This is a genomic window from Flavobacterium helocola (assembly GCF_038289885.1).
Classification (GTDB): Bacteria; Bacteroidota; Bacteroidia; order Flavobacteriales; family Flavobacteriaceae; genus Flavobacterium; species Flavobacterium cheniae.
In genome coordinates, this window is record NZ_JBBYHT010000001.1 from 287,083 (window position 1) to 313,362 (window position 26,280).

The following is a 26,280-nucleotide window of genomic DNA, read 5'->3' on the forward strand; positions in this document are numbered from 1 at the left end:
CAAGTGACTACTTGAAAATTGCTAATCACGGAACGTAAACTATTACACAATGGCAAACAAAATTGACGTTAAAGAGTTATTAGAAGCAGGTGTACATTTCGGACACATGACTCGTAAATGGGATCCAAACATGGCTCCTTACATTTATATGGAGCGTAATGGTATTCATATCATTAACTTATATAAAACTGCAGCTAAAATTGAAGAAGCTAACGAAGCTTTGAAAAAAATTGCTGCATCTGGTAGAAAAGTATTATTCGTTGCTACCAAAAAACAAGCGAAAGATATCGTTGCTGAAAAAGCAGCAGCTTGTAACATGCCTTACATCACTGAAAGATGGCCTGGTGGTATGTTAACTAACTTCGTAACTATCCGTAAAGCTGTTAAGAAAATGGCTTCTATTGATAGAATGAAGAAAGACGGTACTTTCATGACTTTATCTAAAAAAGAAAGATTGCAAGTAGATCGTTTACGTGCAAAATTAGAGAAAAACTTAGGTTCTATTGCTGATATGTCTAGACTTCCAGCAGCTCTTTTTGTAGTAGACGTTAAAGCTGAGCATATCGCGATTAAAGAAGCTCAAAAATTAAACATTCCAGTTTTCGCAATGGTTGATACGAATTCGGATCCACGTCCAATTGATTTCGTTATCCCTGCAAATGACGATGCTTCTAAATCAATCGATAAAATTTTATCTTTAGTATCTGCTGCATTAGTAGAAGGTCTTTCTGATAGAAAAGTTGAAAAAGATGAATTACCAGCTAAAGAAGTAGAAGCTACTGAAGCTCCTGCTACTGAAACTGAAGCATAAATCAATTAATTCCAAGAATTAAATTCCAAATTCCAAACTTGTTGTAACTTTTAGTTAGCAATTTAGTAAAATTGGAATTTGGGATTTAGTAATTGGAATTTTTACTTTTATAAACAACAAATAAAAAACATACAAAATGGCAAATATTACTGCTGCAGACGTAAATAAATTAAGAACTATCACTGGTGCTGGAATGATGGATTGTAAAAAAGCATTAGTGGAAGCAGAAGGAGATTTCGATTTAGCTATCGAAAACTTAAGAAAAAAAGGTCAAAAAGTAGCTGCTAACCGTTCTGATAGAGAATCTACTGAAGGTGCTGCTATTGCTGTTATCAATGCTGACAAAACAGCTGGTGTAGCAATTACATTAAACTGTGAAACTGACTTCGTAGGTAAAAACGAATCTTTCGTAAAATTAGCTACAGATTTAGCTAACCAAGCATTAAACTATGCTACTAAAGAAGAATTATTAGCTTCTGATTTCGGTGGAATCACTGTTGCTGAGAAATTAATTGAGCAAACTGGAGTTATTGGAGAAAAAATTGAAGTAGGTTCTTTCGAAAGATTAGAAGGTGCTTTTGTTGGATCTTACATCCACGCTGGTAAAATTGCTACTTTAGTTGCTTTATCTGCAAATGTTGAAGGAGCTGACGAAGCTGCTAAAAACGTTGCAATGCAAGCTGCTGCAATGAACCCAATTGCTTTAAACGAAGCTGGTGTTGATGCTGCAATTATTGAAAAAGAAATCGAAATCGCTAAAGAGCAATTAAGAGCTGAAGGTAAACCAGAAGCAATGTTAGAAAACATTTCTAAAGGAAAAATCCAACGTTTTTACAAAGACAATACTTTAGTAAACCAAGATTATATCAAAGACGGTTCTATGAGTGTTGCTGCTTACATTAAATCTGTAGAAGCTAACTTAACTGTTTCTGGATTCAAAAGAGTTGCTTTAGGATAATTTTCCTAATTCAAAAAATATAAAAACTTCAATCTTAGGGTTGAAGTTTTTTTTTATGTTATAATTCTCCTACTTTTGATAAAACAATTGCAATGTTTCAAAGAAAAAAAGACATCATATACGTAGTATTAGCAGGTATTTTTATCACAAACGCTTTAGTAGCAGAATTAATTGGTGGAAAATTAATTCATGTTGGAAATACCGTAATGAGTTTAGGGATTTTACCTTGGCCCATTGTATTCATCACAACCGACTTAATCAACGAGTATTTTGGCGAAAAAGGAGTAAAAAAATTATCTTTCATCACAGCAGGATTAATTGCTTATACTTTTTTTCTATTACTGATAGGACTTCAAATTCCGGCCGTAAAAGGAGATGGCTTAATTTCTGACGAACAATTTAATGCGGTTTTTGGTCAGAGCATGTGGATTATTGTAGGAAGCATCACAGCGTTCTTAGTTTCCCAATTAATTGATGTTACTATTTTTCATTTTGTAAAAAACAGAACGGGTAAAAAAATGATTTGGCTGAGAAGTACAGGTTCTACCGTGATTTCACAATTATTTGATAGTTTTATAGTTTTGGGAATTGCCTTTTGGTTGCCTGGAAAAATAAATGGCGAAACATTTGTAGCATCTGCATTTACAGGATATTCAGTTAAATTAGGAATTGCTATTTGTTTAACGCCATTAATTTATCTCGGACATTATTTAATTGACAACTATTTAGGAGCAGAAAAACATGGAAACTAAACAAAGATGCGCTTGGTGCGAAAAAGACGATTTATATCGAAATTATCATGATAACGAATGGGGAAAACCAGTTTATGATGATGAAACTATTTTCGAATTTTTGATTTTAGAAACATTTCAAGCAGGATTAAGTTGGTATACTGTTTTAGCCAAAAGAGAAAACTTCAGAAAAGCATTTGATAATTTTGATTTGATAAAAATTGCCAATTATTCAGAAGATAAAATGGCGGAATTAGCTGAAGATGCAGGAATTATCCGAAACAAATTAAAAATCAAAGCAACGGTTACCAATGCACAAGCTTTTATAAAAGTGCAGGAAGAATTTGGAAGTTTCTCTAAATATATTTGGGGATTTGTTGATGGAAAACCGATTGACAACCAACCAAAAACATTAGGCGAAGTAAAAGCAACCACGCCAATTTCAGACGCATTAAGCAAAGATTTAAAAAAACGCGGATTCAAATTTGTAGGTTCAACGGTAATGTATGCCCACATGCAAGCTACTGGAATGGTGAATGACCATGTTGTAGATTGCCACACAAGAAAATAAAAATATGAGTAACGACCCACTTCACGGAAAACCTTTAAAGGAAATTGTAGAACAATTAGTAAATTTCTATGGCTTTGATACGTTAGGCGAATTAATAAACATCAAATGTTTTAAGGAAAATCCATCAGTAAAATCAAGCTTAACGTTTTTGAGAAAAACAGATTGGGCAAGAAAAAAAGTAGAAGAATTGTATGTGAGAACTTTGCCTAAACTTTAGCCTTCAACACCATCAAAAAATCTTCTCTATCAATTTCAACACAACCTAAACTATTTAAATGGTGGTTATAGACTTGACAATCTAATAAATGATAGTTTGCCATTTCTAATTGTTTTGCTAACGCAATAAAAGCTAATTTACTAGCATTTGACACTTTTGAAAACATACTTTCACCACAAAAAACGTGACCTAAATCAACGCCATACAAACCGCCTACTAACTCGTCATTTTGCCAAACCTCAACACTTTTTGCGATTCCTAATTCGTGTAATTTACAATAGGCTTCTACCATATTATCAGTAATCCAAGTCCCGGGTTGGTCTTTTCTGGAAATCTTTTTGCAGTTTAGAATTACGTCTCTAAATGCAGTATTAAAAGTAACTTTAAATTTTCTTTGATTGATTATATTTCGCATGCTTTTCGAAATCTTCAAATCTTCAAAAAACAAGACCATACGCTCTGGCGGACTCCACCACAAAATCGGCTCATCATCTTCAAACCATGGAAATATTCCCGATTTATAAGCTAATACAAGTCGTTCTGGTGACAAATCTCCTCCAACCGCAACAATCCCTTCGGGTGAAGCCATTTCTACAGGTGGAAAATATAATTCTTTAGTTAAAAAATACATAGATTCAAATACAAATTCAATTGCAAATTTCAAGTTCAATTTAGAAGCTTCATAACAAAATTCAAATTTAGGAACACTGATTTAAGAAATTGCAATAATTTTAAAAATCTTAAATGAACTTTATCTATAAAGAATATTCAACATTAAAACTTAAATGACTTATATGTTTAAAAATTTCAAGTTCAATAAAAAAGTCAGAAATTCAAGTATCACTTAAACTTCTGACTTCCACTCTACGACTTCTAACTTACTAGAATGGTAAATCGTCGTGTTCTTCTTCTTTAAAGTTAGTTGCTGGTTCAAATGCTTCTGATGCAGGCATTGGAGGCATTTGTGGTGCACTTGGAGCTTCTGCTTGAACTTTTTCAATTCTCCAACCTTGGATAGAGTTAAAAAATTTAGTTTCTCCTTGTGGATTTACCCATTCTCTCCCTCTTAAATTGATAGACACTTTTACTTGCTCTCCAATATTATAATTGTTTAACAAATCTGTTTTATCTTGTGCAAACTCAATCAAAATGTGTTGAGGATATTGCTCTTCTGTAGTCACTACAAGTTCTCTTTTTTTGAAAGAAGCACTTACTTGTTGTACAGGATTAATTAATTTTACTCTTCCTAAAACTTCCATAATACTTAAATTTATTTTTTTGCTAATAACAATTTCCAAGCATCAATAGCTCTTCCATTATCTACATACTCTTTTGCTTTTTGAAACTTTGTATCCATATCATCGGAACTTAAAACCGCTTTGACTTCAAAATTTTCTTTTACAAATATAGCAATTTCTTCTTCGGTTGGAATATTTTCTATATTACCTAATTTTCCTAAATCATTACCCGTAAAATAGCCACTTTCTTTAATGAAATCAGGAATCATATCAACACCAATTCCTAAAGTCGTCAATGGCTTTTCAACCTCAAACATCCCTACATTAGAACGACTGTACCAATTACCTCCCATTCGTGCAACCAAATCAATTTTGTGTTGGTCAATCATTCCTGTTGCATCTAAAACGGCTTCATTGATGTGAATTTTCACCACTTCACAAATCACTAAATTTCCTGCTCCACCTTGGTCACCTAAAGCAATCACATCGTTAATTTTACATTCAAATTGCACTGGGCTTTCTGCTACACGAAATGGTTTTACTTTGTCTGATTTTAGCATCGTAAATCCTGCTTTTTCAAACTCATTTACACCATCTGGATATTCGGTACTTGATAATGACATTTGTTGTACGATATCATAATTCACAACATTAATTACGACTTCCTTAGTGTTTTGAGCGTTGATTAATGTATGCTTAGTAGTATTATCACGCACGCGTCTTGCTGGCGAAAAAATCAAAATCGGCGGATTAGAACTAAACACATTAAAGAAACTAAAGGGCGATAAATTTGGATTTCCATTACTATCCATAGTACTTGCAAAAGCTATAGGTCTTGGCGCTACTGCACTTTGTAAATATCCTTGTAATTTTGCTGGCGCTATTTCTTTTGGATCGATGCTTAACATACTGAAACTATTTTTTACAAAGATAACAAACAATTACAAGTTCAATTACAAGAATAAACATCAAATTAAAAAGGATTTTAGTATTTTTACTTCAAATACGAATACATGCAGTTTTCAGAAAGGCGAAACATAACGCGCTGGTTTATTATATTAGCTTCCTTTTTCATAGTAATTTTAATACTTTGGAATACCTATAACTTTTTCCAAATTTTCAAAAACGAAGAACGAGCAAAAATGGAGTTTTGGGCAAGCGCTCTAACCACGATTGCTAATGCAAACGAAAATACCGACATAGAACTTCCTTTGCAAATTATTACAAAAAACACGACCATTCCTATTTTTATTACCGACAGTAAAGAAAACATTATTGATTTTAATAATATTGATGAAGAAATTTCAAAAGATAGTATTGCACTAAAAAAGTATTTTAATTCTGTAAAAAATGACAACCAACCCATTAAAATGGAGCGCTCAAACAGTAAATATCAATTGGTTTATTATGGAGATTCGCCTTTGTTGAATAAATTAAAATATTATCCTATTGCTTTATTATTGATTATTATTTTGTTTGGTGCTGTAGTTTACAATTTTTATCGCGCTACTAAGATGTCAACTCAAAATAAACTTTGGGCCGGAATGGCAAAAGAAACCGCACATCAAATTGGAACACCTTTGTCATCTTTAATTGGTTGGTTAGAAATTTTAAAATTAGACAATGTAGAAGAAAGTACCATTGTTGAAATTGAAAAAGATATTACGCGTTTACAAACTATTACCGATAGATTTTCAAAAATAGGAAGCGAACCTGTGTTAGAAAAACGCGATATTATCGAAGACACGAAAAACACTGTTGATTATCTACAAACTCGAGTTTCTCAGCAAGTTGTTTTTACTTTTAAAGCTCCCGAACACCCTATTTATGTTGATATTAATCCCGCTTTGCATAGTTGGACGATTGAAAATTTAGTTAAAAATGCTATTGATGCGATGAAAGGAAAAGGCAGTTTGAATATTGTAATTTCGGAATTAGAAGATATTGTAAAAATCAGCATTACTGATACTGGAAAAGGAATTCCTAAAAATCAATTCAACAAAGTATTTGAACCAGGATTTACAACAAAAAAACGTGGCTGGGGATTAGGATTGTCTTTAACCAAAAGAATTGTTCAGGAATATCACAAAGGAAAAATTAAAGTAACGCATTCTGAAATTGGCAAAGGAACCACTATGCAGATTAGCTACAAAACGACATAAAAAAATCCCGATTGAATCGGGATTTTTTTTTTATAAGTTTGAAGCGATTTGCTTGGCTAATTCTTGAAATTCTTCTGGTGATAAACTTGTTTTTCTTTGAAAACGCATATCATCCATATCTTTAAGCGGGATTAAATGTACGTGAACGTGCGGCACTTCTAATCCTACCACAGCAACACCAATTCGTTTACATTCAACTGATTTTTCAACAGCTTTTGCTACTTTTCTAGAAAACTTCATTAATCCTAAATAATGCTCTTCTTCCATATCAAAGATTTTATTAATCTCTTGTTTTGGAATACACAACGTATGCCCTTTTGCATTAGGATTCACATCTAAAAAAGCCAAATAGTTATCGTCTTCGGCAATTTTATAACAAGGAATTTCTCCGTTTACTATTTTGGTGAAAATACTAGCCATTTTAATGTATTATTAGTCTCTTGTAATTTCTAAAACATCAAATTTCAACACACCGTTTGGCACGATGATTTCCGCTACTTCGCCAACAGATTTTCCTAGTAATCCTTTTCCAATAGGAGAAGTTACCGAAATTTTCCCTGTTTTTAAATCGGCTTCACTTTCTGCCACTAATGTATATTTCATTTCCATACCATTAGCTTGATTTTTAATCTTCACAGTAGACAATACTAATGCTTTTGATAAATCCAATTGCGATTCATCAATTAAACGAGCGTTAGCTACTACTTCTTCCATTTTAGAAATTCTCATTTCTAATAATCCTTGCGCTTCTTTAGCGGCATCATATTCTGCATTCTCAGACAAATCACCTTTATCTCTTGCTTCTGCAATAGCTTGTGATGCTTTAGGGCGTTCTATACTTTTAAGTTGGTCTAACTCGTCTCTTAATTTTTTTAATCCTTCTGCGGTGTAATAAGATACTGTACTCATAACTTCATTGTTTATAAAATAGAAAGAATCCCACCTACATGGGATTCCTTTTCACAAAGATAGTAATTTATTTTTAATATTAATTTATGATACTAAGTAATGTTTTGTCAAAAGGAATTAATTAAATTTGTTTGATCATTCTTAGAAAAAAACATGAAAAAATATCTCTTACTTCTTTTATTACCATTAATTTTTAGTTGTGAAAAAGAAAGCTTTACAAACAATAATCCTCATTTACCAAATTATGGTTTTAATGTAAACATCAACATGAACTTACCACAATATAGCTCACTACAGTTTCCAAGTAATGCTGTTTATATTAGTGGTGCTGGAGTTGGGGTAAGAGGAATTTTTGTCTTTAATACTGGTGGAAATTACGTTGCTTTTGATGCGGCTTGTCCTAATCAAGCTTTGAGTTCATGTTCTACTATGACTTTAAGTGGCATTGATGCAATTTGCCCTTGTGATGATGTTCGATATAGTTTATTTTCGGGTCAAGCCCAAGGCATGCAATATCCAATGAAACAATATAGAGTGGAACAATTAGATGCGGTTTCACTTCGTGTTTACAACTAATAAAAAAGCCTGAAAAATAAAACTTTCAGGCTTTTTTCAACTTAACTTAATCTAACTAAAATTTTAAACTCATTCCAAGAAGGAAATTAATTCCCGCTTGTGGGTAAAATCCTGCTCCTCCATAAGTAATTATATCTCCTGAAGAGTCATCATCATAGGTGTAGAAATAACCGTTAGATTCGTATTCTACATCGAAAACATTATTTACTAACGCCGAAAAAACTATCGATTTTATTCTTTTATTAATTTGCCAATCGTATGAAGCATTAAAATCATTAATGAAATAACTATCCAATTTCGAAACATCTGAATCGATATTTCCCATATATTGATCTCCAACAAATTTTGATAATACTGACAATTGCAATCCTTTAATCGGTAAATAAGAAAATCTATTTCCAAAAATAAAATTAGGCGAATATGCGATATTAGTATTTCCTAAATTCTGAACTACTCCATTAATTTCATAATAAAAATCCTCATTCTTATTCTGACTTAATGTGAAATTCGGATTTAAAATTAACTTATCTGTTAAAGCAATTGTTGATTCTACTTCTAAACCTAATCGATAACTTTTTCCGCTATTTGTAAAAATTGGAGCACCAACATCATTTAAATCGCCTGTCAAAACCAATTGATCGTTATAGCGCATATAAAATGCATTTGCGTATAATTTTACTTTTTGTGTATTGTATTTCCAACCTAATTCATAATCAAATAAACGTTCTGGCTTTATAGCACCACTTTCGTAATCATCGCGTCTTGGTTCTTTGTTTGCAATTCCAAAATAACCATAGAATGAATTTTTAGTATTTAATTGGTAATTCAGACCTGCTTTTGGATTAAAGAATCTAAATGTGTCGTTTACATCATCAAATCTCACACTAGTTGCATCGTAAAACACCATTCTGTATTGTAAATCGGTAAATAAATTCAGCTTGTTTGTAACGTTGTATGATGCTTTTGTATAGAAATTCACATCATCTTTATTTCCGTAATTATCATAATATCTATTTGGATTTGGAATATAATTCTGCGTCCAAACTACTTCTCCGTAATGCAATCCTAAATAGCGATTGGCCGCACCACCAAATAATAAATCGGTTTTCTCGTTTCTGTAATTTAAGGAAAAGGTTGCTCCGAAGAAATCATTATCTAACCATCTTTTTCTAACTAAATCAGAAATTGAATTTCCATTAAAATCAGGCAAATTATAATCGGTTAAATCTTCGTCTTCTTTGTATTGTTCAAAGTAGCCTTTTCCAATAGTGTAATGCAATGCAGCATTTGAAATCCAGTTTTCAGACCACTTTTCTGTCCAGTGCAATTGAAAATGATTTTGCCAATAATTATCGGTTTCATTGTCGTAGAATTGCATATTTCCGAATTCATCGAAATACATTCCAGCAGGATTGAAGGTTCTACTTCCATCTAAATCTTCTGTTCCGTACCACGCTTGATAGGTTTTTTCTTTTCCTCCAAATGCCATTAATTTTACTAAAGTTGTCTCTTTAACATAATTAATATTAAAAAAATACCCAAACATATTTGATGTTGCTCTATCGATAAATCCATCCGAAGCAATATTGGAAATTCTTCCATTCATTTCAAAATTATTATGCAAACCTGTACCAAAAGATAAGGTATGTTTTCTTGTATTAAAACTTCCGAAAGAATTTGAAATTTCGGCATATGCTTTTTCTTGATAGGATTTGGTTGCCATATTTAAACTTGCACCAAAAGCTCCAGCCCCGTTAGTTGATGTTCCTACTCCGCGTTGTAACTGAACACTTTCCAATGACGAAGCAAAATCAGGTAAATTCACAAAGAAAGTTCCTTGACTTTCACTATCGTTAAAAGGGATTCCGTTTAGAGTAACGTTAATTCGAGAACCATCAGATCCACGAACACGCATAGAAGTGTAACCTACTCCATTTCCCGCGTCTGTTGTACTTACCACAGAAGGTAAATATTGCAACAAAACGGGCACATCTTGACCTAAATTTCGTGGAGCAATCTCTTCTTTGGAAACATTAGTGTAGGTAATTGGATTTTTGTCTTTTGCTCGAACAGATGAAACCGTAACTTCTTTAAGTTCGGTAACTTTCGTGGTGTCTTTCTTTGTTTCTTGTGAATAAGAAAAAAGAGCAAAGAAAATTGAAAATAGACTTAAAAAAGTCTTTGTACTTGATTTGAATAAAGTTTTCATTCGTAAAATAAATACGAATAAAAGGGGCAATTACTCTTGGTTAAAAATTAAATTTGATACTCTTAGACGCGAATAAACGTGCACATTTATTTTTGTCAATTTCCCTAAACAGCATTATCTGTTCTAGGTTCTATGGGTATGATCTCAGCTCGTTATTTAGAGCACCCCTTTGAGACAAGGCAAAGATAAAGCAATATCAATGACAATTGCAATATCAAAATTCAATTTAGCACATTTTTATTGAACTTGAATTTTGAACTTGCAATTGAAATTTAGTAGTTTGGTTTTTTTCTGTTTTGCTTTAAAGTACTCATTACTTTTTTGGCGTTAAGTCGCTTTTCTTTTACAGCTCTTGGGATTTTAGTTTCTTTTCGCTCTTTTGGAACAACCAAAGCATTTTCAAGCAACTTAAAACATTTCTTAATAACTTTTTCTTTGTTTTTTAGTTGACTTCTGTCTTCCTCGCTAGTTAAAATTAGAATTCCGTCTTGCGTAAGTTTAGTTGCGATTTTAGTCTGCAACAACATTTTTTCTTCTTCAGACAATCCTTTTGAATTAATTAAATCGAAAGTCAATACAACTTTAGAAGATACTTTGTTTACATTTTGTCCTCCAGCGCCACTGCTTCTAACTGCTTTAAACGAAAATTCTGATGCTATAATTGATTTATCCATTATCGGGCTGGTGTGACGATTTTAATAAATCATTTACGGTTTTCACTGGATTAAAAGTTTCCAACGGAACCTCAACAAAAATAGTAGTCCATTTTGCCATAGCGCCATTCCATAATCCAGGAAGTTCAAAGGCTTTAATTGGTTTTCCATTTTTAGTTTTTTCAGTAATAAAAGCAGCATTTTGATCAATAAATTGAGTTAAATCAAACTTCTCACCTTTAAAATTTTTCACACCACAAACAATATCAACTGGATTAAAATGAGTAGCTCCTTTAGCAATACTTTTTTGTGATTTATTGTTTAAATCTATTTGAGACGATTCTACAATTTGAAGCGTTAATCTTCCTTTATCATCTTGCACCCAAAATGGTCCGCCACCTGGTTCGCCTTCATTTTTAACCATTCCGCAAACACGAATTGGACGATTTAAAACTTTAATTAAATACTCAATTTTATAAGCCGTTTGAAAAAAATTAAATTCTTCTGGCAAAGGGAAAGCGGTTTTATTTTCGGCAAAATCTCTTATTTCGGCAATTTCGGCTTCCGTTACGTTTCCTTCGGAAAGCTTTTTTAAATAATTGAATATTTGATATTGTATGCGGATTAAAACACCACCTAAAACTTTTTTGTAAGTCGCAATAACCGATGTATGATTTTGCGAAACATTATCGATATTTTTAATGTAAATCAAATCCGATTGAAGCGCATTCAAATTCTCAATTAAAGCGCCATGTCCGCCAGGTCTGAAAAACAATTTATCATCTTCAACACGAAAAGGCGTATTATCTTCATTAACCGCTAAAGTATCAGAAGATTGGTCTTGATAAGAAAAATTGATCTCATAATCTGAAAACTGATTGGTTATTTTCTCAAAATCGGCTTGAAATTCTTTTGTAATAGTGAAATGAATCTTAGTCTTATCATTCTCTTTTTTAAAGAAATCGGCCTCAAAAATATTCTCTTCAATTGGTGTGACAATCTTGTTGCCCTTTACATGAAATGGTAAAATTCCTTTTGGTTTATGGGAAAAATGCAATCCTTCTTCACTCAATAAAGTTTTAATTAAAACATAGTATCGCTTATCATTCGATAAAGAATAATAATTAGGAAACAAGTCGATTGTTTTTTCTTTTAACTCTCTGTAAAAAGGGAAATTTTTCAATCCAAAAATAAAAATAGAAACATCTTTTGCGTTCTTTTTGTTGATGTAACTATTTATGGTATCATTATCAGCATCAAATTCATTCAAAAATTCATTCAAAAACTTAAACATACGAGTTGCAGCTCCTGAAGCAGGAACGAATTTTTCAATCGTATATTGATTTTTGTGTTTATCGAAATAAGATACCAACGGAAGAATTTCTTCTTCAGAAAAACGCCAAATTCCATCGCCAATAGTTGCCGACTTCACTAGATTTATCTTTGGAATTCCTTTGATGAAAAAATCCAGCTGTTGTTGTACTTTTTCTAGAGAATTTCCTCTTTCGTTAATATATTTTATATCTGCTTCTGTAAAAGTCTTTTCCATTCTAAATAGCCTAAAATAGCAATAATTGTAAATAATAAAAACTGCATACTGGAGAATGTCAATCCTTTATAAAAATACAAAGGCACCGAAATAATATCGGCTACAATCCAAAAAATCCAGTTCTCAATCTTTCGTTTGGCCATGAGCCACATTCCTACAAAAAACAAAGCCGTTGTAAGCGTGTCTACATAAGCTGTCCAATCTGTAAATTTATCAAAAAATTGGTAAACCAACGCAATAAATAGTAAGGTTCCTGTAAAAATTAAGGTAGAAATTAAATAATCTTTTCGATTCATAACGGATATTGGAAATTCGTCCGCTCCATTTTTCTTTCTTGACCATAAATACCAACCTAAAACACTCATTATGGAATAGTAAATATTGATGATAAAATCGCCAAATAGTTTCCATTCCAACAAAATATATACAAAAATTAAAGTGCTCACTAAACCAGTTGGATACACTAAAATATTATTCTTTCTAGCAAATAAAACGCTAATGATTCCAAATATAACAGCAGTTAATTCAAGAAAAATAAAAAGATTAGTGTAGTCTTTATATTGAGAAAACAGTAACTCTATCATAATGAAAAGAAATTACTATCGTTTTCAAAAGCAGTTCCAATCACAACCAAATCAGCTCCAGCATTGTACACTTCTTGAATCGTTTTCATGGAACGAATGCCTCCACCAACAATCAATGGAATCTCGATATTTTGAGCGACATAGCGAATCATTTCTAACGACACGTATTGGTTTGCGCCGCTTCCAGCTTCTAAATAAATCAATTTCTTTCCTAAAAATTCGCCTGCTTTTGCCGTTTTATAAGCCAATTCAATATTCTCTTGTTCAATCGGTTGTGTTTGACTTACACGTTGCACAGCCGTTTCTTTTCCTCCATCGATTAGTAAATAACCTGTTGGGATAATTTCCAAATTGGATTTTGCCAATATATCTACCGAATTGATATGATGTTCAATTAAATATTCTGGATTTCGACCCGAAAGTAAACTCAAAAATAAAATACCATCTGCTTCATTGGAAATCTGAGAAGGATGTCCTGGAAAAATTAATACTGGTAATTGAGCAGTTGTTTTAATAACGGAAATCAGTTCGTCTAAATGCGTTCCATTGAAAGTACTTCCACCCACAAAAATATGTGTGGCTGGCGATTTTTTAATTTTATCTGACAAAACAATTGCTTGCTCAATAGAAACCTTTTCAGGATCAATTAAAATAGCTAACAGTTTTTGACGGTTCTTTTTAGCTTGAAGTATATTTTGATACAGGTTTTGCATTTTATTTTTTTGGGAAAGCACACACAAAGATATACGCTTCTACGTTATAAAACTGAATTTGGAAGTTTTCTATTTGGTTATTAAAATGTAATTCGGCCTCACATTTACCATTTTTTAAATCAAATTCGGCTTCAAAAATATGCTCTGGAAAGCTAATTCCTTTTTCATTCTTAATTTTAAAAATGGATTCTTTTACTCCCCAAATTACGGTCGATTTTTCTATTTGTTCCAAAGTAGAAAGATTTTCTAAATGCTTTACTTCCATAAATCTTGGCGCAATCTTCAAAGTTTTTTCTTTGAGTTTTTCCAAATCAATTCCCATTAATTCATCGCTTATACAAATACAAGAAAATTCGTGCGAATGTGAAATAGAAATATGCTTACCATCACTTAAATGAGGTTTTCCAGCTTCATCATAAGTTAAATCATAATCGGTATAACCCAAATGTTGTAGTAACATTCGAACGGCTAAAAATCCTCTTTGGTGCTCTTCCGATTTCATTCCTTCTAAACGAAAAAGGGAAGTATCACGTAACGAAACCGCTCTAAATAACGAAGTTACGTCTTCTGTAATGTGCCAGAAGTACGCAGTAGTATTTTCGTTGATATGTATAATTTTATGTAGCGGCATTTATATTTTGTTGTTTTTCAAATCGTTAGAAAATTAAACAATTCACAAATTAATAGAAATCTTTGAAAAAATAAAAAGTTATTTTGTAATTTTGCACTCTAATTTTAGAATATACAAATATACATAATAGATGAGTACACAAACATTACCTTATGTAGCTTATAAAGTGAAAGATATTTCGCTTGCAGCTTGGGGAAGAAAAGAGATTGAATTAGCTGAAGCTGAAATGCCAGGTTTAATGGCTTTAAGAGCAGAATACGGAGCAACTCAACCTTTAAAAGGAGCTAGAATTGCTGGATGTCTTCACATGACAATTCAAACTGCTGTTTTAATTGAAACTTTAATTGCTTTAGGCGCAGAAGTTACTTGGTCTTCTTGTAACATTTTCTCAACTCAAGATCAGGCTGCTGCTGCTATTGCTGCTGCTGGAATTCAGGTTTATGCTTGGAAAGGTTTGAACGAAGAAGATTTCGATTGGTGTATTGAGCAAACTTTATTCTTTGGTGAAGATAGACAACCATTGAACATGATTTTAGATGATGGTGGTGATTTAACTAACATGGTTTTTGACCGTTACCCAGAATTAATTCCTGGAATCAAAGGTTTATCTGAAGAAACTACAACTGGAGTTCACCGTTTATACGAAAGAGTAAAAGCTGGAACTTTACCAATGCCTGCAATTAACGTAAATGATTCGGTTACTAAATCTAAATTTGACAACAAATACGGTTGTAAAGAATCAGCTGTTGATGCAGTAAGAAGAGCTACAGATATTATGTTAGCTGGAAAAAGAGTAGTTGTTTGTGGTTACGGTGATGTTGGAAAAGGAACTGCGGCTTCTTTCCGTGGTGCTGGTTCTATTGTAACAGTTACTGAAATTGATCCAATTTGTGCGTTACAAGCAGCTATGGACGGTTTTGAAGTTAAAAAATTAGATACAGTTATCAAAACTGCTGATATTATTATTACTACAACTGGAAATAAAGACATCGTTTTAGGTTCTCACTTTGAGCAAATGAAAGATAAAACTATCGTTTGTAACATTGGACACTTCGATAACGAAATTGATATGGCTTGGTTAAACAAAAACCATGGTGCATCTAAAATCGAAATTAAACCACAAGTTGATAAATATACAATCAATGGAAATGACATTATCATTTTAGCTGAAGGTCGTTTAGTAAACTTAGGTTGTGCTACTGGTCACCCAAGTTTTGTGATGAGTAACTCATTTACGAACCAAACGTTAGCTCAAATCGAATTATGGAATAACAGCGCAGCTTATAAAAATGACGTTTATATGTTACCAAAACATTTAGATGAAAAAGTAGCGATGTTACACTTAGCTAAATTAGGAGTTGAATTAGAAACGTTACGCCCAGACCAAGCAGAATATATTGGTGTAGAAGTACAAGGTCCATTCAAACCAGAATATTACAGATACTAATATTTAGTAAATAGTAAAAAGTGATTAGTAAATAATCACTTAAAACATATTAAAACCCTTGCAGCAATGTGAGGGTTTTTCTTTTACCAACTATTTTTCAACAAATTAGCAACAACTTGAAACTTTTGGCGTTAAATTTGTACTAATCATCATCAATCAAAATCAATCATCATGTTAAAACGTTTTTTTATGTTATGTTCGGGCGTAGATTCCGACATAATTAATGGTTGTTCTAATGGCGAGCAAAACAAATATGCCGGAATTGGAGCTACTGTTTTCTTCACCGCCGTAATGGCTTTTATTGCTAGTGCTTATGCGCTTTTTACTGTTTTCGACAATGCATTTATAGCTATAGCTTTCGGATTAGTTTGGGGTTTGCTAATTTTTAATTTGGATAGATTTATTGTTTCTACCATTAAAAAAAGAGATAGCTTTTTAGATGAATTTATTCAGGCAACACCACGAATTGCTTTAGCGATTATTATTGCTATAGTAATTTCAAAACCTTTAGAAATTAAAATCTTTGAGAAAGAGATCAATACGGTTTTATTGAAAGAAAAAAATGAAATGATGTTGGCCAACAAAAAACAAGTAGCCAATTATTTTCAATCTGATTTAGATAAAAACAAAGCGCAAATTGATAGTTTGAAATCGGATATTCTTAAAAAAGAAAAAGAAGTAAATGATTTGTATTCAGTTTACATTACCGAAGCCGAAGGAACTGCTGGAACTAAGAAGTTAGGCAAAGGTCCGGTTTATAAAGAAAAACGTGAAAAACACGATGCTTCTTTGCAAGACTTAGCCGATTTAAAAACTGCAAACCAAGCAAAAATTACCGATTTAGAAGCCAAATCCAAAACCTTACAAGCCGATTTAGATAAAAAAGTAACCGAAACCCAACCTATTATCGAAGGTTTCGACGGTTTAATGGCGCGAATAAATGCTTTGAATAAATTACCATTCTTACCTTCGTTTTTCATTATGTTATTGTTTTTAGCGATTGAAACTTCTCCAATTATTGCCAAATTATTATCACCAAAAAGCGAATACGATTTCAAACAGGAAGACAACGAAATGGGCATCAAAAACATGCTAGCTCAAAATCGTTACCAAAGCGAATTACAAAAGAAAACAGATGCCGAAATTTACGATAAAGTGTATGCCGACATCAAAGAAGATAAAGAACTGTACAATTACAAAAAGAAAAGCGCATTGGAATTATTAAAACTCCAAGCTGACGGATTTGTGGAAAAGCAGAAGAAGTCAATGTAAAATAGCCATTAGGCAAAAGTAAAAAGGCAATAGTTTTAAATTACTATTGCCTTTTTTGATTTATAATTTCAGATAAACCTACAAAAACTTCAAAATTTCCGACTTCAATCTATCATATTCCCCTTGAAGGATTAATCCGTTGTCTAATAATTTTTTATAATTCTGAAGTTTGGCAAACAATTCGTCTTGTGTTAAATGCGCCAACCCTTTTTCCTCCGAAATAGGAGCTTCTACTTCCGTATCACGAATAACATCGTTTGGTGTAGGCATTAACTCTGCAAAATGAGTTACTTCTTCCGCTTGAATTTCCTCTACAACTTCTTCTTGAACTGGCGATTCAATTGGAGCTTCTTGTTTAACTTCTTCTACAATTGGAGTTGCTGCTTTTGGATTTTTCAATAAATCCAACTGCTCTTTCGCGTAAGTATATAATTTTCGCGCTTGATTTTTTGGTAAATAATCAACGGTGTGCGTTAAATCGGAATTAGTTGTAAAGGTGAAATCGGCTCCTAAAATACCTTCTTTTACAAACGAACCTGCGATATCATCCCAATCGTAATCAATGAATTCCATTGACAATCCTAAGTTTTTAGGCTTACATAAAATGATACGTTTGTTGGTTACCACAATGCTATCTGGAAAAATAGTTACCGCTGGTTTTTTCTGAACGGCAATGTAGCCTACTTCTTCATTTGACATTAAAAGATTCTCCAATTTAGCTGTGATTTTCTCAATAGCTTTTGGATCTTGATCTTCGTTTAATATTTTTTTTAAGTTGTCTATCATGATAGTTACTTTGAATTTTCTTTTAATAGCACAAAAGTAATGCCTAATTTTCTATTCTTGAATTTCTTGTTGGACTTTTTTCGTTAAACTTTTGAAAACAAGTTCGTAGGAATGATTAATCAATTCGCACATCATTTTATCAGAAACATCACTATGAAAACGAACCGTATTCCAATGTATTTTACTCATGTGATATCCTGGTTCAATAGCTTCATATTCGGCTCGAAGTTCCAAAGCACGTTCTGGATCACATTTTAAATTTAATGACGGTGTTCCTTTTTCCCATTCAGATAACGAAGTAAGACAAAACATTTTTCCTCCTACTTTAAACACCAAAGTATCTTCATCAAATGGAAAATGTTCAGTGACACCTTTTTTATACTGACAGAATTCGTATAGTTGTTGAATGTTCATTTTCGTAATTACTTTTCAATTTTATACAAAAGAGGTTTTGATGGTGAAGCATCATTTTCAAACGACGCGAACTGTAAATTCAATAAATAACTTCCGTCTTGAATTTCTTCATTAACGTAAATCATTTCCGTAATTGTAGAATTAAAACGAGCATCATCATTTACTTGATTCACGTCTTTTACATTCCAAAACGCTTTGTGAGCTAACAATTTACCTTCATCGTGTTCTTTGTCGACACTTGGTAAATCGATTAATAAATGTTGAATGCCTTTTTCTCTAATAAAAATCGCAGCCGCATCTTCTAAGTAAGGCGGATTCGTATTGGAATAATTCAAATGCTTTTTGCTTTCTGGATTTGGTAATGTTCTGATGATGATAGCTTCCGGTGAATTTTCTCCCAATGCCGATTCAATCTGTTCTTTTGTAATAACTAAATCTTCCCCAACCTTTTTTGGCTCAACAGAAATCAATTCCGCAGTAAAGAAAAACTGTTTCAAACATTGATTTATGGAATAAAAATCACGTGTAATATGCCCTAAACATTCTGTATGCGTACCATGCGCATGCGGATTGAAGAAAATATTATTAAAATTCGTAGACGATTTTCCTTCCGAAACTTTTCCTATCCAATCGCCCATAGTTACAGGATCAATTTCAGGTGCATTTTGATACCACGCAATTGGATTTTGTTCGTTGTTGGTTAATGGAATGGAAATATCAATTGGTTTTGATAAGTCTATTTGGTATGTAGAATTATTATATAGGATTGTTGTTTTCAAAACAATAAATGATTAAATTTACGAGACTGTTCAGATTTTAAAGATAATCAAAATGAAGAAATATTTTATTATTCTATTCCTAATATTCCATTTTAGTTTGTTTTCACAAATTCAAAAGGATACTATTCAACTGACAACTCCTTTAGCTGCAATTAAAGTTGATTTAAACAATAACAGGCAACGTTTTATATTTAATCAATTAGATTTTTATACCAATAACGATTTTTCCGTGTTCAATCGAGCTACTATGTTGAATGACAATTTTTCAGTTTATAAAGGTCAATTCGAATACAAGAATTCTGTCCTAATTCCAGAAAACATGGTGTTTAATAATAAAATTGATTCATTCAACCCTAATGGCGTTTGTGATTTCAAAAGTGCCGTTTTAACAGGAATAATCAATTTAACAATAAGTTTATTTCAAACAGATTAAATTTTATAAATTCAGTAAAAACAGATCACTAGCAATTCCGTCGGAAAGAAATTTACCTTTTTTTGTAGTTCTTAGGATATTATCATCCACAAACAACAAATGGTCTTCTATGAATTTTGCTGCTTGTTGGTTCAAATAATCCAAATAGGTTTTCCCAAATTCTTGTTCGATTCTTTCTAATGAAACACCCCAAATCGTGCGTAAACCTGTCATAATATATTCATTGTAACGGTCAGTTTTGGTTAAGGTTTCAATTTCTATTGGTAATTCATTTTCTTGAATAGATTTGATATAAAGTGAATTATTTGACACATTCCAACCACGATTTTTCCCATCATAACTATGTGCCGACGGACCAATTCCGATGTATTTTTTGCCTAACCAATAACTCGAATTGTTTTTGGAAAAATAGTTTTCTTTTCCAAAATTCGATAATTCATAATGAATGAAACCGTTTTCTGAAAGTTTATCGACTAAAATATGAAAATGCTCTTGTGCCACTTCATCATCAGGTTGCGGAATGATTCCTTTTTGGATGAACGTATGCAAAGCGGTTTTAGGTTCCACCGTTAACGCATAACTCGAAATATGTGGCACATTAAAAGACAAAGCCGTTTCAATGTTTTGCAACCATTTTTCATTAGACATTTCTGGAACTCCGTAAATCAAATCGATGGAAATATTATCGAAATAGTGTGTGGCGATTTCTAAACATTTCTTAGCTTCTTCCACATTGTGTGCGCGATTCATCAGCTGTAAATCGTCTTCAAAAAACGATTGAATTCCGATAGATAAACGGTTGACTTTATTTTTTGATAATTCTATTATTCGCGTTTCAGTTAAATCATCTGGATTGGCTTCTACGGTGATTTCTGGATTTTCGACAACTTTATAATTTTTATAAACCGAATCAATCAAAAATCTTAAATCTGCAATCTGCAATATCGAAGGCGTTCCACCACCAAAATAAATCGTCTCGACAATCTCATCTTGAAACTCGCTTTTACGCATTTCAATTTCTTTAGCTAACGCCAAAACCATTTCATCTTTCTTCTTCAAATTAGTAGAAAAATGAAAATCGCAATAATGACAAGCTTGCTTACAAAAAGGTATGTGGATATAAATTCCTGACATTTATTTCTTTACTCTATCTTCATTATTCTTCACAAAAGCATCCCACCCCGAATAACTTTTTTCACCAATCACTTTTCCAGAGTTGAAAAAATGACAAACCGCAGCTGCCAAACCATCAGTTGAATCGAGGTTTTTTGGTAATTCTTTCAACCCTAATAATTGTTGGAGCATTTTGGCTACTTGTTCTTTACTGGCGTTTCCGTTACCGGTGATGGCCATTTTAATCTTTTTGGGTTCGTATTCAGTAATGGGAATATCTCTAGAAAGTCCAGCTGCCATGGCAACGCCTTGCGCTCTTCCTAATTTCAGCATCGATTGTACGTTTTTTCCAAAGAAAGGCGCTTCAATAGCAATTTCATCTGGATTATGTGTGTCGATTAACTCAATCGTTCGTTCAAAAATGACTTTTAATTTCTGATAATGGTTATCGTATTTGGACAAAATGAGTTCGTTCAACTGCAGAAATTCCATTTTCTTGTTGACTACTTTGATTAATCCAAAACCCATTATCGTCGTTCCTGGGTCAATTCCTAATATGATGCGTTCGTTTGACAATTTTAGTGTAAAGTTTCGTTTCTTTGTACCAATGATTACAATTCCTCACAAAGCTAAGCAATTCCTTGTTTTTACCATCAAACTTTTGATTGTAATTGGTGCGTTTTATTTTATTTATGACCAAATTGCCGGAAATTCAAAATTAGAATGGAGTAAATTCCAGACTTTAGTTTTAGAAAAAACTTCAGTTTTGACAATCATTTTCATCTTACTGTTTAGTGTTGCAAATCGCTATTTTGAGATTTTAAAATGGCAGAATTTGGTGAGTTTTATCAAACCGATTTCGATTGGTGAAGCAAGTAAACAAGTTTTGGGCGCTTTAACTGCAGGGATTTTTACACCAAATGGTTTAGGCGAATATGCAGGAAAAGCGATGTTTTTCAAAAAAGAGCAAACTAAGAAAGTCGTATTTTTAAACTTGATATGCAACGGAATCCAAATGATTTTAACCATTATTTTTGGAACTATTGGATTGATTTTAATTGGATATTGGAAATGGGCTTTAGCGATAATTGGAATTGCAGTTGCATTATTTTTTGCTTCTATTCTCTCAAAAAACATCACCATAAAAGGGTATTCGATTCAAAAATTATTGCATAAAATAAACGAAATTCCGAAGAAGATTCACCGTAAAAATATTTTGCTTGGTGTTTTTCGTTACTTAGTTTTTTCGCATCAATATTATGTTTTGTTTTTGGTATTTGATGTAGATTTACCTTATCTGACATTGATTAGTTCGATTGCTGCGGTTTACTTTTTAGCTTCATCGTTACCGAGTTTTCAATTTTTAGATTTTGCAGTAAAAGGAAGTGTAGCTATGTTTTTCTTTGGAAAATACGGAGTTAACGAATGGATTGTGATATTCATTAGTACCTTGATGTGGTTTTTAAACGTAGTTTTACCTGTGGTGATTGGAAGTTATTACGTGATGCGATTTAAGTTGAATACTTCAAAATAGTTTATTCGTATGTTAGAATTAATTCTCGGAACCGTTTTTCTCATTTACATCCTATTCATCGGGCAACTGATTTATGGCTTTAACAGAATGAAACGTTTTTCTAAAAAGGAATTCACTCCAAAAACCTCTTTTACCATTGTAGTTCCATTTCGAAATGAAAAAGAGAATCTTCCGAATTTATTGCATTCGATTTCGCTATTGAATTATCCGAAAGAATTAGTGGAAGTGATTTTAGTGGATGATGATTCTGATGACAAATTTAGAATTCAGAATTTAGAATTTAGAATTCAAATGATAAAGAATGTTCGTAAATCAAATTCACCTAAAAAAGATGCGATTGAAACCGCGATTCAAATAGCTAAACACGATTGGATTATTACTACTGATGCAGATTGTTTGGTTCAGAAAGATTGGTTGACGATTTATGACCAATATATTCAGAAAAATGAAGTTGAAATGGTAGCTTCTGGCGTTTGTTATCTTCCTAAAAATGGATTTTTATCCGCTTTTCAGAATTTAGATTTCTTGAGTTTACAAGGCGCTACTATTGGAAGTTTTGGAATCAACCAACCTTTTATGTGTAATGGCGCTAATTTTGCCTATTCAAAATCATTCTTCAAGGAATTAAACGGTTTTCAAGGAAATGAAACCATTGCCAGTGGTGACGATGTTTTTCTACTTCAAAAAGCCGTTTCAGTTGCTCCGAAGAAAGTTGGGTTTTTATTGGCTAAAGAAAGTATTGTTGCCACAAAACCAGTTGCAACTTGGTCTGATTTATTTCAGCAACGGGTGCGCTGGGCTTCGAAAAGCACGGGTTACTCTTCTGTGTATGGAAAGTTGTTAGCGCTTGTGGTTTTTGGCGGGAATTTGGCTTGGATAGTGAGTTTTCTACTTTGGTTGGTAGGTTTATTGGATCAAAACATTTTCATGCTTTTTGTTGCATTGAAATTTCTAATTGATTTTATCTTGATTTACAAAACCGCTAATTTCTTCGAATCGAAATTACAATATGTGTTGGCGAGTAGTTTGTTGTATCCGTTTTTTAGTGTTTCGGTGGCGGTGTATTCTTTGTTTGGAAAATACTCTTGGAAAGGAAGAAATTTTAGAAAGTAAAAGCTCGCAAAGACGCAATGTCGCAAAGTTTTTGGAACACAGATTTAATAAATTCGAGAAATTAAAAAATCTCGACTACGCTCGATTTGACAAAATAATAAAAATTAGCACGAACTATTTTAACATATAAGTCATGTAAGTTTTTTGAAATGGATATTTTTTGCGAATTAAGTTCATTTAAGATTTTAAAAATTAATGTAATTCCTTAAATCTGTGTTCCCAACTTGAAATTGAACTTGTACTTGATTTTGTCCTTGCTTATTTCTCCATTTTTATAATTACCGGAAGCACAAATTGCGTTTTTACTTTCACGCCTCTTTTAATCGCCGGTTCTACTTTTGGAAAATCGGATAATCTTGAAGTTAGAATACTATCGATTTTTGTTTTGTCTGCTAAAGCAATGCTATCGTTTGGATATTGGGTTTCGAATTGTAAACTCGAATCGGGATTTACGGTAATTTTTACGTTGATGGTGTCGATTTCTGGATATTCAAAACGAAGTGTGTCGATTCCTATTCGTTCTTGTATGGTTTGCGCCATATAATCGAAGAAACATTGCCTTTTTATTTCCGCATCTTTTATTGTATCGCATTGCAAAACCGATGGAAATTCATCCACTTCATCCCAATTGATTTTTTTCAATTCTTGTTCTAACAATTCTTGCTCATCAGGAACTTGTTTTTCGAAGTACTGGCAAGATTGAATAGCTAAAAGCAAAAAAAGTAGTTGAATTATTTTTTTCATATTATTCTTCCATCTGAAACATTACAGGGATAGCATAAGAAATAGTAACTGGTTTTCCATCACAATTAGCAGGAATGGCTTTTGGCAAAGATTTAATAATGCGAACTGCCTCTTCTTCTAAAATTAGACCATTTTTTGGACCTATGACATCTTTAATTTGTGGGTTCCCTTCTTTATCAATTAGAAAATAAACCATCACTCTTCCTTGCAATTCGTGATCCATTGCAAATTCAGGATATATAAATTTATTAGAAATATGCTTTCGTATGTAATTATTAAATGACACTTGTTCTTCAAGTCCTGTAGTCAGATTTTTTACTTTATAGTATGGTAATTCTTGAGAAGTACATTTTGTAAAACCTAAATCATCTTTAACAACTGTAGTTGTAACTTTAGATTTCTCAATAGAATCGGCTTGTTTTTTTTGTTGTTTGGCAATTTTACTTTCCTCAACACGAACCAAATAAGCATCCCATTCTTTCTTTTTTTGTTCGTCAGACTCTTTTTTAATTCTTGCCAATTCTTTTAAACGATCTTGGGTTGACATGTTTTTGTCTTGAGCAACCGCTAGATTAACAAACAGAAAAGAAATAAAAAGTAAAAAAACAAATCTCATAGAATCAAATAATTAAAAAAGTATGAAACAAAGTTATAAATTTGTTAGACAATAACTAAAATCTTATGGAATACTTTTTACTGATTCTGGGTTTACTTTTAATGATAGTTGGAATTATTGGCAGTTTACTTCCTGCTTTACCGGGACCACCTATTAGTTGGGTTGGGATTTTATTGCTTTATTTTTGTCCTGGAATGGAAACCAATTATTGGTTGCTGGGTATTACTTTAGTAATTGCGGTTGTAATTGGCATTTTAGATTATGTGATTCCTGCAAAAGGAACAAAGTATTTCGGCGGAAGTAAATATGGGATTTGGGGAACGAATATTGGATTAGTTGTTGGCTTATTCTTTCCTCCGTTTGGATTTTTGATTGGACCGTTCTTAGGTGCCTTGATAGGCGAACTCATTTACAACTCAAACGAAGGAAAGCGTGCTTTTAAAGCAGCTACAGGTTCGTTCTTAGGATTCTTAGCAGGTACGTTTATTAAGTTTTTAGTGAGTTTACTTTTCTTAGGAGTGTTTTTTGTTGTGGTTTGGCAGAATAGAGCGGTTTGGTTTTGATGGTCTGGACGGGACTCGAACCCGCGTAATTTTTTGTAATAACAACAAGAGATTTCAAAGTTTAATTTTAAATAGCTACCTTTTTGAGTTACGTTTTCGAAATGAATGATTGTTTTAACGAATATAATTTTAATGTAAATTGGACTAAAATTACTTGTACAAACTTGTAATGATACTTTTATAATAGAAAAAATAATATCTTTGTAATTGATTATGAGTCCTGTAAAGGCAAATTTTGCTTAAATTGTTGTTTTTCAAGGAATAAAATAATAATAAATGATTAAAATTTAGAAATTATGTCAGAGCACACTTTTATTATACACACAGAAACTCCAGAGCAAGAAAGTGCTTTAAAAGCATTTGTAAAAGCTTTAAAAATGAAGTTTGAGATTTCTAAAGAAAAAACATTTGTTTTATCCAGTGAACAACAAAAAGTATTAGATAGTCAAATAGGTTTAGATAAAAAACACTACAAAGATGCTGACATTGTTTTTGCCGATTTAAAAAACAAATATGGCTTATAAGATTATTGTTTCGCCAATAGCAATCAAGAACATTGATAATGCTGTGAATTATTACATTGAAGAAGTTAGTAAAAAAGTGGCGCTTGATTTTTTAAATGATTACAAGAAAACCTTTAAAGATTTACAAAAAAATCCTTTTTATCCTTTTCATGATAACAATTACAGGTATTTGCCTTTTAAAAAATTTCCGTTTATCGCTTTCTTTTTAGTAGATGAACCTACAAAAACCGTTTTCTTAAATGCTGTTTTTAACACTCATCAAAATCCTAAAAAAATAGAGAAATTGTAATTTATAAATACAACAAAACCTTTTCAAATAAAAAGAATCCTAACTTTAAACGGTTAGGATTTCTTGTTTTTACTATTAAAAAACGGCATTTCTGAATCATATAGCAATGCCGTTTATTTTTTTGCGAACTAGTTAACTAAA

The 26,280-nt window shown here is 32.3% G+C and carries 33 protein-coding genes; 15 read left to right on the forward strand and 18 right to left on the reverse strand.

What is annotated here, in order from left to right:
• Positions 1 to 49 precede the first annotated feature (49 nt).
• The 5 genes from rpsB (at position 50) to AAEO58_RS01310 (ending at position 3,288) form a co-directional block, all read left to right on the forward strand.
• On the forward strand, positions 50 to 811 hold the full coding sequence (gene rpsB, locus AAEO58_RS01290; RefSeq protein ID WP_041124303.1) for a 30S ribosomal protein S2: 762 nt from the start codon (positions 50 to 52) through the stop codon (positions 809 to 811).
• Positions 812 to 947: 136 nt separating this feature from the next.
• A complete protein-coding gene (tsf, locus tag AAEO58_RS01295) occupies positions 948 to 1,769 on the forward strand; it encodes a translation elongation factor Ts (protein WP_133608468.1) in 822 nt (273 codons plus the stop codon).
• 92 nt (positions 1,770 to 1,861) lie between these two features.
• Positions 1,862 to 2,521, forward strand: coding sequence for a queuosine precursor transporter (locus AAEO58_RS01300; RefSeq protein WP_133608470.1), 660 nt, complete (start codon positions 1,862 to 1,864; stop codon positions 2,519 to 2,521).
• On the forward strand, positions 2,511 to 3,071 hold the full coding sequence (locus AAEO58_RS01305; protein ID WP_341681290.1) for a DNA-3-methyladenine glycosylase I: 561 nt from the start codon (positions 2,511 to 2,513) through the stop codon (positions 3,069 to 3,071). The genes AAEO58_RS01300 and AAEO58_RS01305 overlap by 11 nt, the downstream gene beginning before the upstream one ends.
• 4 nt (positions 3,072 to 3,075) lie before the next feature.
• Positions 3,076 to 3,288, forward strand: a complete 213-nt coding sequence (locus AAEO58_RS01310; protein ID WP_341681291.1) for a VF530 family protein — start codon at positions 3,076 to 3,078, stop codon at positions 3,286 to 3,288.
• On the opposite strand, the gene aat is transcribed toward AAEO58_RS01310, so the two are convergent.
• The 3 genes from aat to AAEO58_RS01325 form a co-directional block, all read right to left on the reverse strand.
• Complete coding sequence (gene aat / locus AAEO58_RS01315) at positions 3,278 to 3,919, reverse strand: leucyl/phenylalanyl-tRNA--protein transferase (RefSeq protein ID WP_341682343.1); 642 nt, start codon at positions 3,917 to 3,919, stop codon at positions 3,278 to 3,280. The genes AAEO58_RS01310 and aat overlap by 11 nt on opposite strands.
• Before the next feature lie 250 nt (positions 3,920 to 4,169).
• Positions 4,170 to 4,547: a DUF3127 domain-containing protein gene (locus tag AAEO58_RS01320; RefSeq protein WP_341681293.1), complete on the reverse strand. Its 378-nt coding sequence runs from the start codon at positions 4,545 to 4,547 to the stop codon at positions 4,170 to 4,172.
• A gap of 11 nt (positions 4,548 to 4,558) precedes the next feature.
• The gene (locus AAEO58_RS01325) at positions 4,559 to 5,434 is read right to left on the reverse strand and encodes a flavin reductase family protein (protein WP_341681295.1); all 876 of its coding nucleotides are present in this window, start codon (positions 5,432 to 5,434) and stop codon (positions 4,559 to 4,561) included.
• Positions 5,435 to 5,539: 105 nt separating this feature from the next.
• On the opposite strand from AAEO58_RS01325, the gene AAEO58_RS01330 reads away from it, so the two are divergent.
• The gene (locus tag AAEO58_RS01330) at positions 5,540 to 6,688 is read left to right on the forward strand and encodes a sensor histidine kinase (RefSeq protein ID WP_341681297.1); all 1,149 of its coding nucleotides are present in this window, start codon (positions 5,540 to 5,542) and stop codon (positions 6,686 to 6,688) included.
• A gap of 30 nt (positions 6,689 to 6,718) precedes the next feature.
• On the opposite strand, the gene AAEO58_RS01335 is transcribed toward AAEO58_RS01330, so the two are convergent.
• Both AAEO58_RS01335 and greA read right to left on the reverse strand, forming a co-directional pair.
• Entirely contained in the window at positions 6,719 to 7,108 is a 390-nt protein-coding gene (locus tag AAEO58_RS01335; RefSeq protein WP_341681298.1) for an HIT family protein, read from the reverse strand.
• 12 nt (positions 7,109 to 7,120) lie between these two features.
• Positions 7,121 to 7,597 carry a transcription elongation factor GreA gene (gene greA, locus AAEO58_RS01340; protein ID WP_008255985.1) on the reverse strand — a complete coding sequence of 159 codons (477 nt, stop codon included), beginning with the start codon at positions 7,595 to 7,597 and terminating at the stop codon, positions 7,121 to 7,123.
• Between the two features lie 153 nt (positions 7,598 to 7,750).
• Here greA and AAEO58_RS01345 point away from each other — a divergent pair, with 153 nt between their 5' ends.
• A complete protein-coding gene (locus AAEO58_RS01345; protein WP_341681301.1) occupies positions 7,751 to 8,173 on the forward strand; it encodes a Rieske (2Fe-2S) protein in 423 nt (140 codons plus the stop codon).
• A 55-nt stretch (positions 8,174 to 8,228) separates the two neighbouring features.
• Here AAEO58_RS01345 and AAEO58_RS01350 read toward each other — a convergent pair whose 3' ends face one another.
• From AAEO58_RS01350 to AAEO58_RS01375, 6 genes are all read right to left on the reverse strand, one after another.
• Positions 8,229 to 10,382, reverse strand: a complete 2,154-nt coding sequence (locus AAEO58_RS01350) for a TonB-dependent receptor (RefSeq protein WP_341681302.1) — start codon at positions 10,380 to 10,382, stop codon at positions 8,229 to 8,231.
• A gap of 272 nt (positions 10,383 to 10,654) precedes the next feature.
• Positions 10,655 to 11,056 carry an alternative ribosome rescue aminoacyl-tRNA hydrolase ArfB gene (gene arfB / locus AAEO58_RS01355; RefSeq protein ID WP_341681303.1) on the reverse strand — a complete coding sequence of 134 codons (402 nt, stop codon included), beginning with the start codon at positions 11,054 to 11,056 and terminating at the stop codon, positions 10,655 to 10,657.
• Entirely contained in the window at positions 11,049 to 12,584 is a 1,536-nt protein-coding gene (locus AAEO58_RS01360) for a DUF4301 family protein (protein ID WP_341681304.1), read from the reverse strand. The genes arfB and AAEO58_RS01360 overlap by 8 nt, the downstream gene beginning before the upstream one ends.
• Entirely contained in the window at positions 12,554 to 13,168 is a 615-nt protein-coding gene (pnuC, locus tag AAEO58_RS01365) for a nicotinamide riboside transporter PnuC (RefSeq protein WP_341681305.1), read from the reverse strand. The genes AAEO58_RS01360 and pnuC overlap by 31 nt, the downstream gene beginning before the upstream one ends.
• Positions 13,165 to 13,881, reverse strand: coding sequence for a phosphoglycerol geranylgeranyltransferase (locus AAEO58_RS01370; RefSeq protein ID WP_341681306.1), 717 nt, complete (start codon positions 13,879 to 13,881; stop codon positions 13,165 to 13,167). Before AAEO58_RS01370 ends, pnuC begins: the two co-directional genes overlap by 4 nt.
• Before the next feature lies 1 nt (position 13,882).
• Positions 13,883 to 14,512, reverse strand: a complete 630-nt coding sequence (locus AAEO58_RS01375) for a 4'-phosphopantetheinyl transferase family protein (RefSeq protein WP_341681307.1) — start codon at positions 14,510 to 14,512, stop codon at positions 13,883 to 13,885.
• Between the two features lie 130 nt (positions 14,513 to 14,642).
• On the opposite strand from AAEO58_RS01375, the gene ahcY reads away from it, so the two are divergent.
• Both ahcY and AAEO58_RS01385 read left to right on the forward strand, forming a co-directional pair.
• Positions 14,643 to 15,959: an adenosylhomocysteinase gene (ahcY, locus tag AAEO58_RS01380; RefSeq protein WP_341681308.1), complete on the forward strand. Its 1,317-nt coding sequence runs from the start codon at positions 14,643 to 14,645 to the stop codon at positions 15,957 to 15,959.
• A 171-nt stretch (positions 15,960 to 16,130) separates the two neighbouring features.
• A complete protein-coding gene (locus AAEO58_RS01385; RefSeq protein ID WP_341681309.1) occupies positions 16,131 to 17,231 on the forward strand; it encodes a DUF4407 domain-containing protein in 1,101 nt (366 codons plus the stop codon).
• Positions 17,232 to 17,309: 78 nt separating this feature from the next.
• Here AAEO58_RS01385 and AAEO58_RS01390 read toward each other — a convergent pair whose 3' ends face one another.
• Genes AAEO58_RS01390 through AAEO58_RS01400 form a run of 3 tightly spaced genes read right to left on the reverse strand, consistent with a single transcriptional unit; the run spans position 17,310 to position 19,210 of the window.
• Positions 17,310 to 18,017: a PH domain-containing protein gene (locus tag AAEO58_RS01390; protein ID WP_341681311.1), complete on the reverse strand. Its 708-nt coding sequence runs from the start codon at positions 18,015 to 18,017 to the stop codon at positions 17,310 to 17,312.
• Between the two features lie 51 nt (positions 18,018 to 18,068).
• Positions 18,069 to 18,431, reverse strand: a complete 363-nt coding sequence (locus AAEO58_RS01395; RefSeq protein WP_341681314.1) for an MmcQ/YjbR family DNA-binding protein — start codon at positions 18,429 to 18,431, stop codon at positions 18,069 to 18,071.
• An 8-nt stretch (positions 18,432 to 18,439) separates the two neighbouring features.
• Positions 18,440 to 19,210, reverse strand: a complete 771-nt coding sequence (locus AAEO58_RS01400; protein ID WP_341681315.1) for a cyclase family protein — start codon at positions 19,208 to 19,210, stop codon at positions 18,440 to 18,442.
• Positions 19,211 to 19,262: 52 nt separating this feature from the next.
• Here AAEO58_RS01400 and AAEO58_RS01405 point away from each other — a divergent pair, with 52 nt between their 5' ends.
• The gene (locus AAEO58_RS01405; protein WP_341681316.1) at positions 19,263 to 19,643 is read left to right on the forward strand and encodes a hypothetical protein; all 381 of its coding nucleotides are present in this window, start codon (positions 19,263 to 19,265) and stop codon (positions 19,641 to 19,643) included.
• 3 nt (positions 19,644 to 19,646) lie between these two features.
• On the opposite strand, the gene hemW is transcribed toward AAEO58_RS01405, so the two are convergent.
• Together hemW and ruvC are read right to left on the reverse strand one after the other, a co-directional pair.
• Positions 19,647 to 20,777 carry a radical SAM family heme chaperone HemW gene (gene hemW, locus AAEO58_RS01410; RefSeq protein ID WP_341681317.1) on the reverse strand — a complete coding sequence of 377 codons (1,131 nt, stop codon included), beginning with the start codon at positions 20,775 to 20,777 and terminating at the stop codon, positions 19,647 to 19,649.
• On the reverse strand, positions 20,778 to 21,332 hold the full coding sequence (gene ruvC, locus AAEO58_RS01415; protein ID WP_341681318.1) for a crossover junction endodeoxyribonuclease RuvC: 555 nt from the start codon (positions 21,330 to 21,332) through the stop codon (positions 20,778 to 20,780). It abuts the gene before it with no gap.
• Positions 21,333 to 21,363: 31 nt separating this feature from the next.
• Here ruvC and AAEO58_RS01420 point away from each other — a divergent pair, with 31 nt between their 5' ends.
• Positions 21,364 to 22,290 carry a hypothetical protein gene (locus AAEO58_RS01420; RefSeq protein WP_341681319.1) on the forward strand — a complete coding sequence of 309 codons (927 nt, stop codon included), beginning with the start codon at positions 21,364 to 21,366 and terminating at the stop codon, positions 22,288 to 22,290.
• A gap of 9 nt (positions 22,291 to 22,299) precedes the next feature.
• Positions 22,300 to 23,403 carry a glycosyltransferase family 2 protein gene (locus tag AAEO58_RS01425; protein WP_341681321.1) on the forward strand — a complete coding sequence of 368 codons (1,104 nt, stop codon included), beginning with the start codon at positions 22,300 to 22,302 and terminating at the stop codon, positions 23,401 to 23,403.
• 258 nt (positions 23,404 to 23,661) lie between these two features.
• On the opposite strand, the gene AAEO58_RS01430 is transcribed toward AAEO58_RS01425, so the two are convergent.
• Both AAEO58_RS01430 and AAEO58_RS01435 read right to left on the reverse strand, forming a co-directional pair.
• On the reverse strand, positions 23,662 to 24,147 hold the full coding sequence (locus tag AAEO58_RS01430; RefSeq protein WP_162845042.1) for a hypothetical protein: 486 nt from the start codon (positions 24,145 to 24,147) through the stop codon (positions 23,662 to 23,664).
• Between the two features lies 1 nt (position 24,148).
• The gene (locus AAEO58_RS01435) at positions 24,149 to 24,694 is read right to left on the reverse strand and encodes an energy transducer TonB (protein ID WP_341681322.1); all 546 of its coding nucleotides are present in this window, start codon (positions 24,692 to 24,694) and stop codon (positions 24,149 to 24,151) included.
• A 134-nt stretch (positions 24,695 to 24,828) separates the two neighbouring features.
• Between AAEO58_RS01435 and AAEO58_RS01440 the strand changes: the two genes are divergently transcribed.
• The 3 genes from AAEO58_RS01440 to AAEO58_RS01450 all read left to right on the forward strand — a co-directional run bounded on the left by AAEO58_RS01440 (position 24,829) and on the right by AAEO58_RS01450 (position 26,139).
• Entirely contained in the window at positions 24,829 to 25,326 is a 498-nt protein-coding gene (locus AAEO58_RS01440; RefSeq protein ID WP_341681323.1) for a DUF456 domain-containing protein, read from the forward strand.
• Positions 25,327 to 25,622: 296 nt separating this feature from the next.
• The gene (locus AAEO58_RS01445) at positions 25,623 to 25,850 is read left to right on the forward strand and encodes a DUF2683 family protein (protein WP_341681325.1); all 228 of its coding nucleotides are present in this window, start codon (positions 25,623 to 25,625) and stop codon (positions 25,848 to 25,850) included.
• Positions 25,840 to 26,139 carry a type II toxin-antitoxin system RelE/ParE family toxin gene (locus AAEO58_RS01450; protein WP_341681327.1) on the forward strand — a complete coding sequence of 100 codons (300 nt, stop codon included), beginning with the start codon at positions 25,840 to 25,842 and terminating at the stop codon, positions 26,137 to 26,139. The genes AAEO58_RS01445 and AAEO58_RS01450 overlap by 11 nt, the downstream gene beginning before the upstream one ends.
• Positions 26,140 to 26,280: the final 141 nt, after the last annotated feature.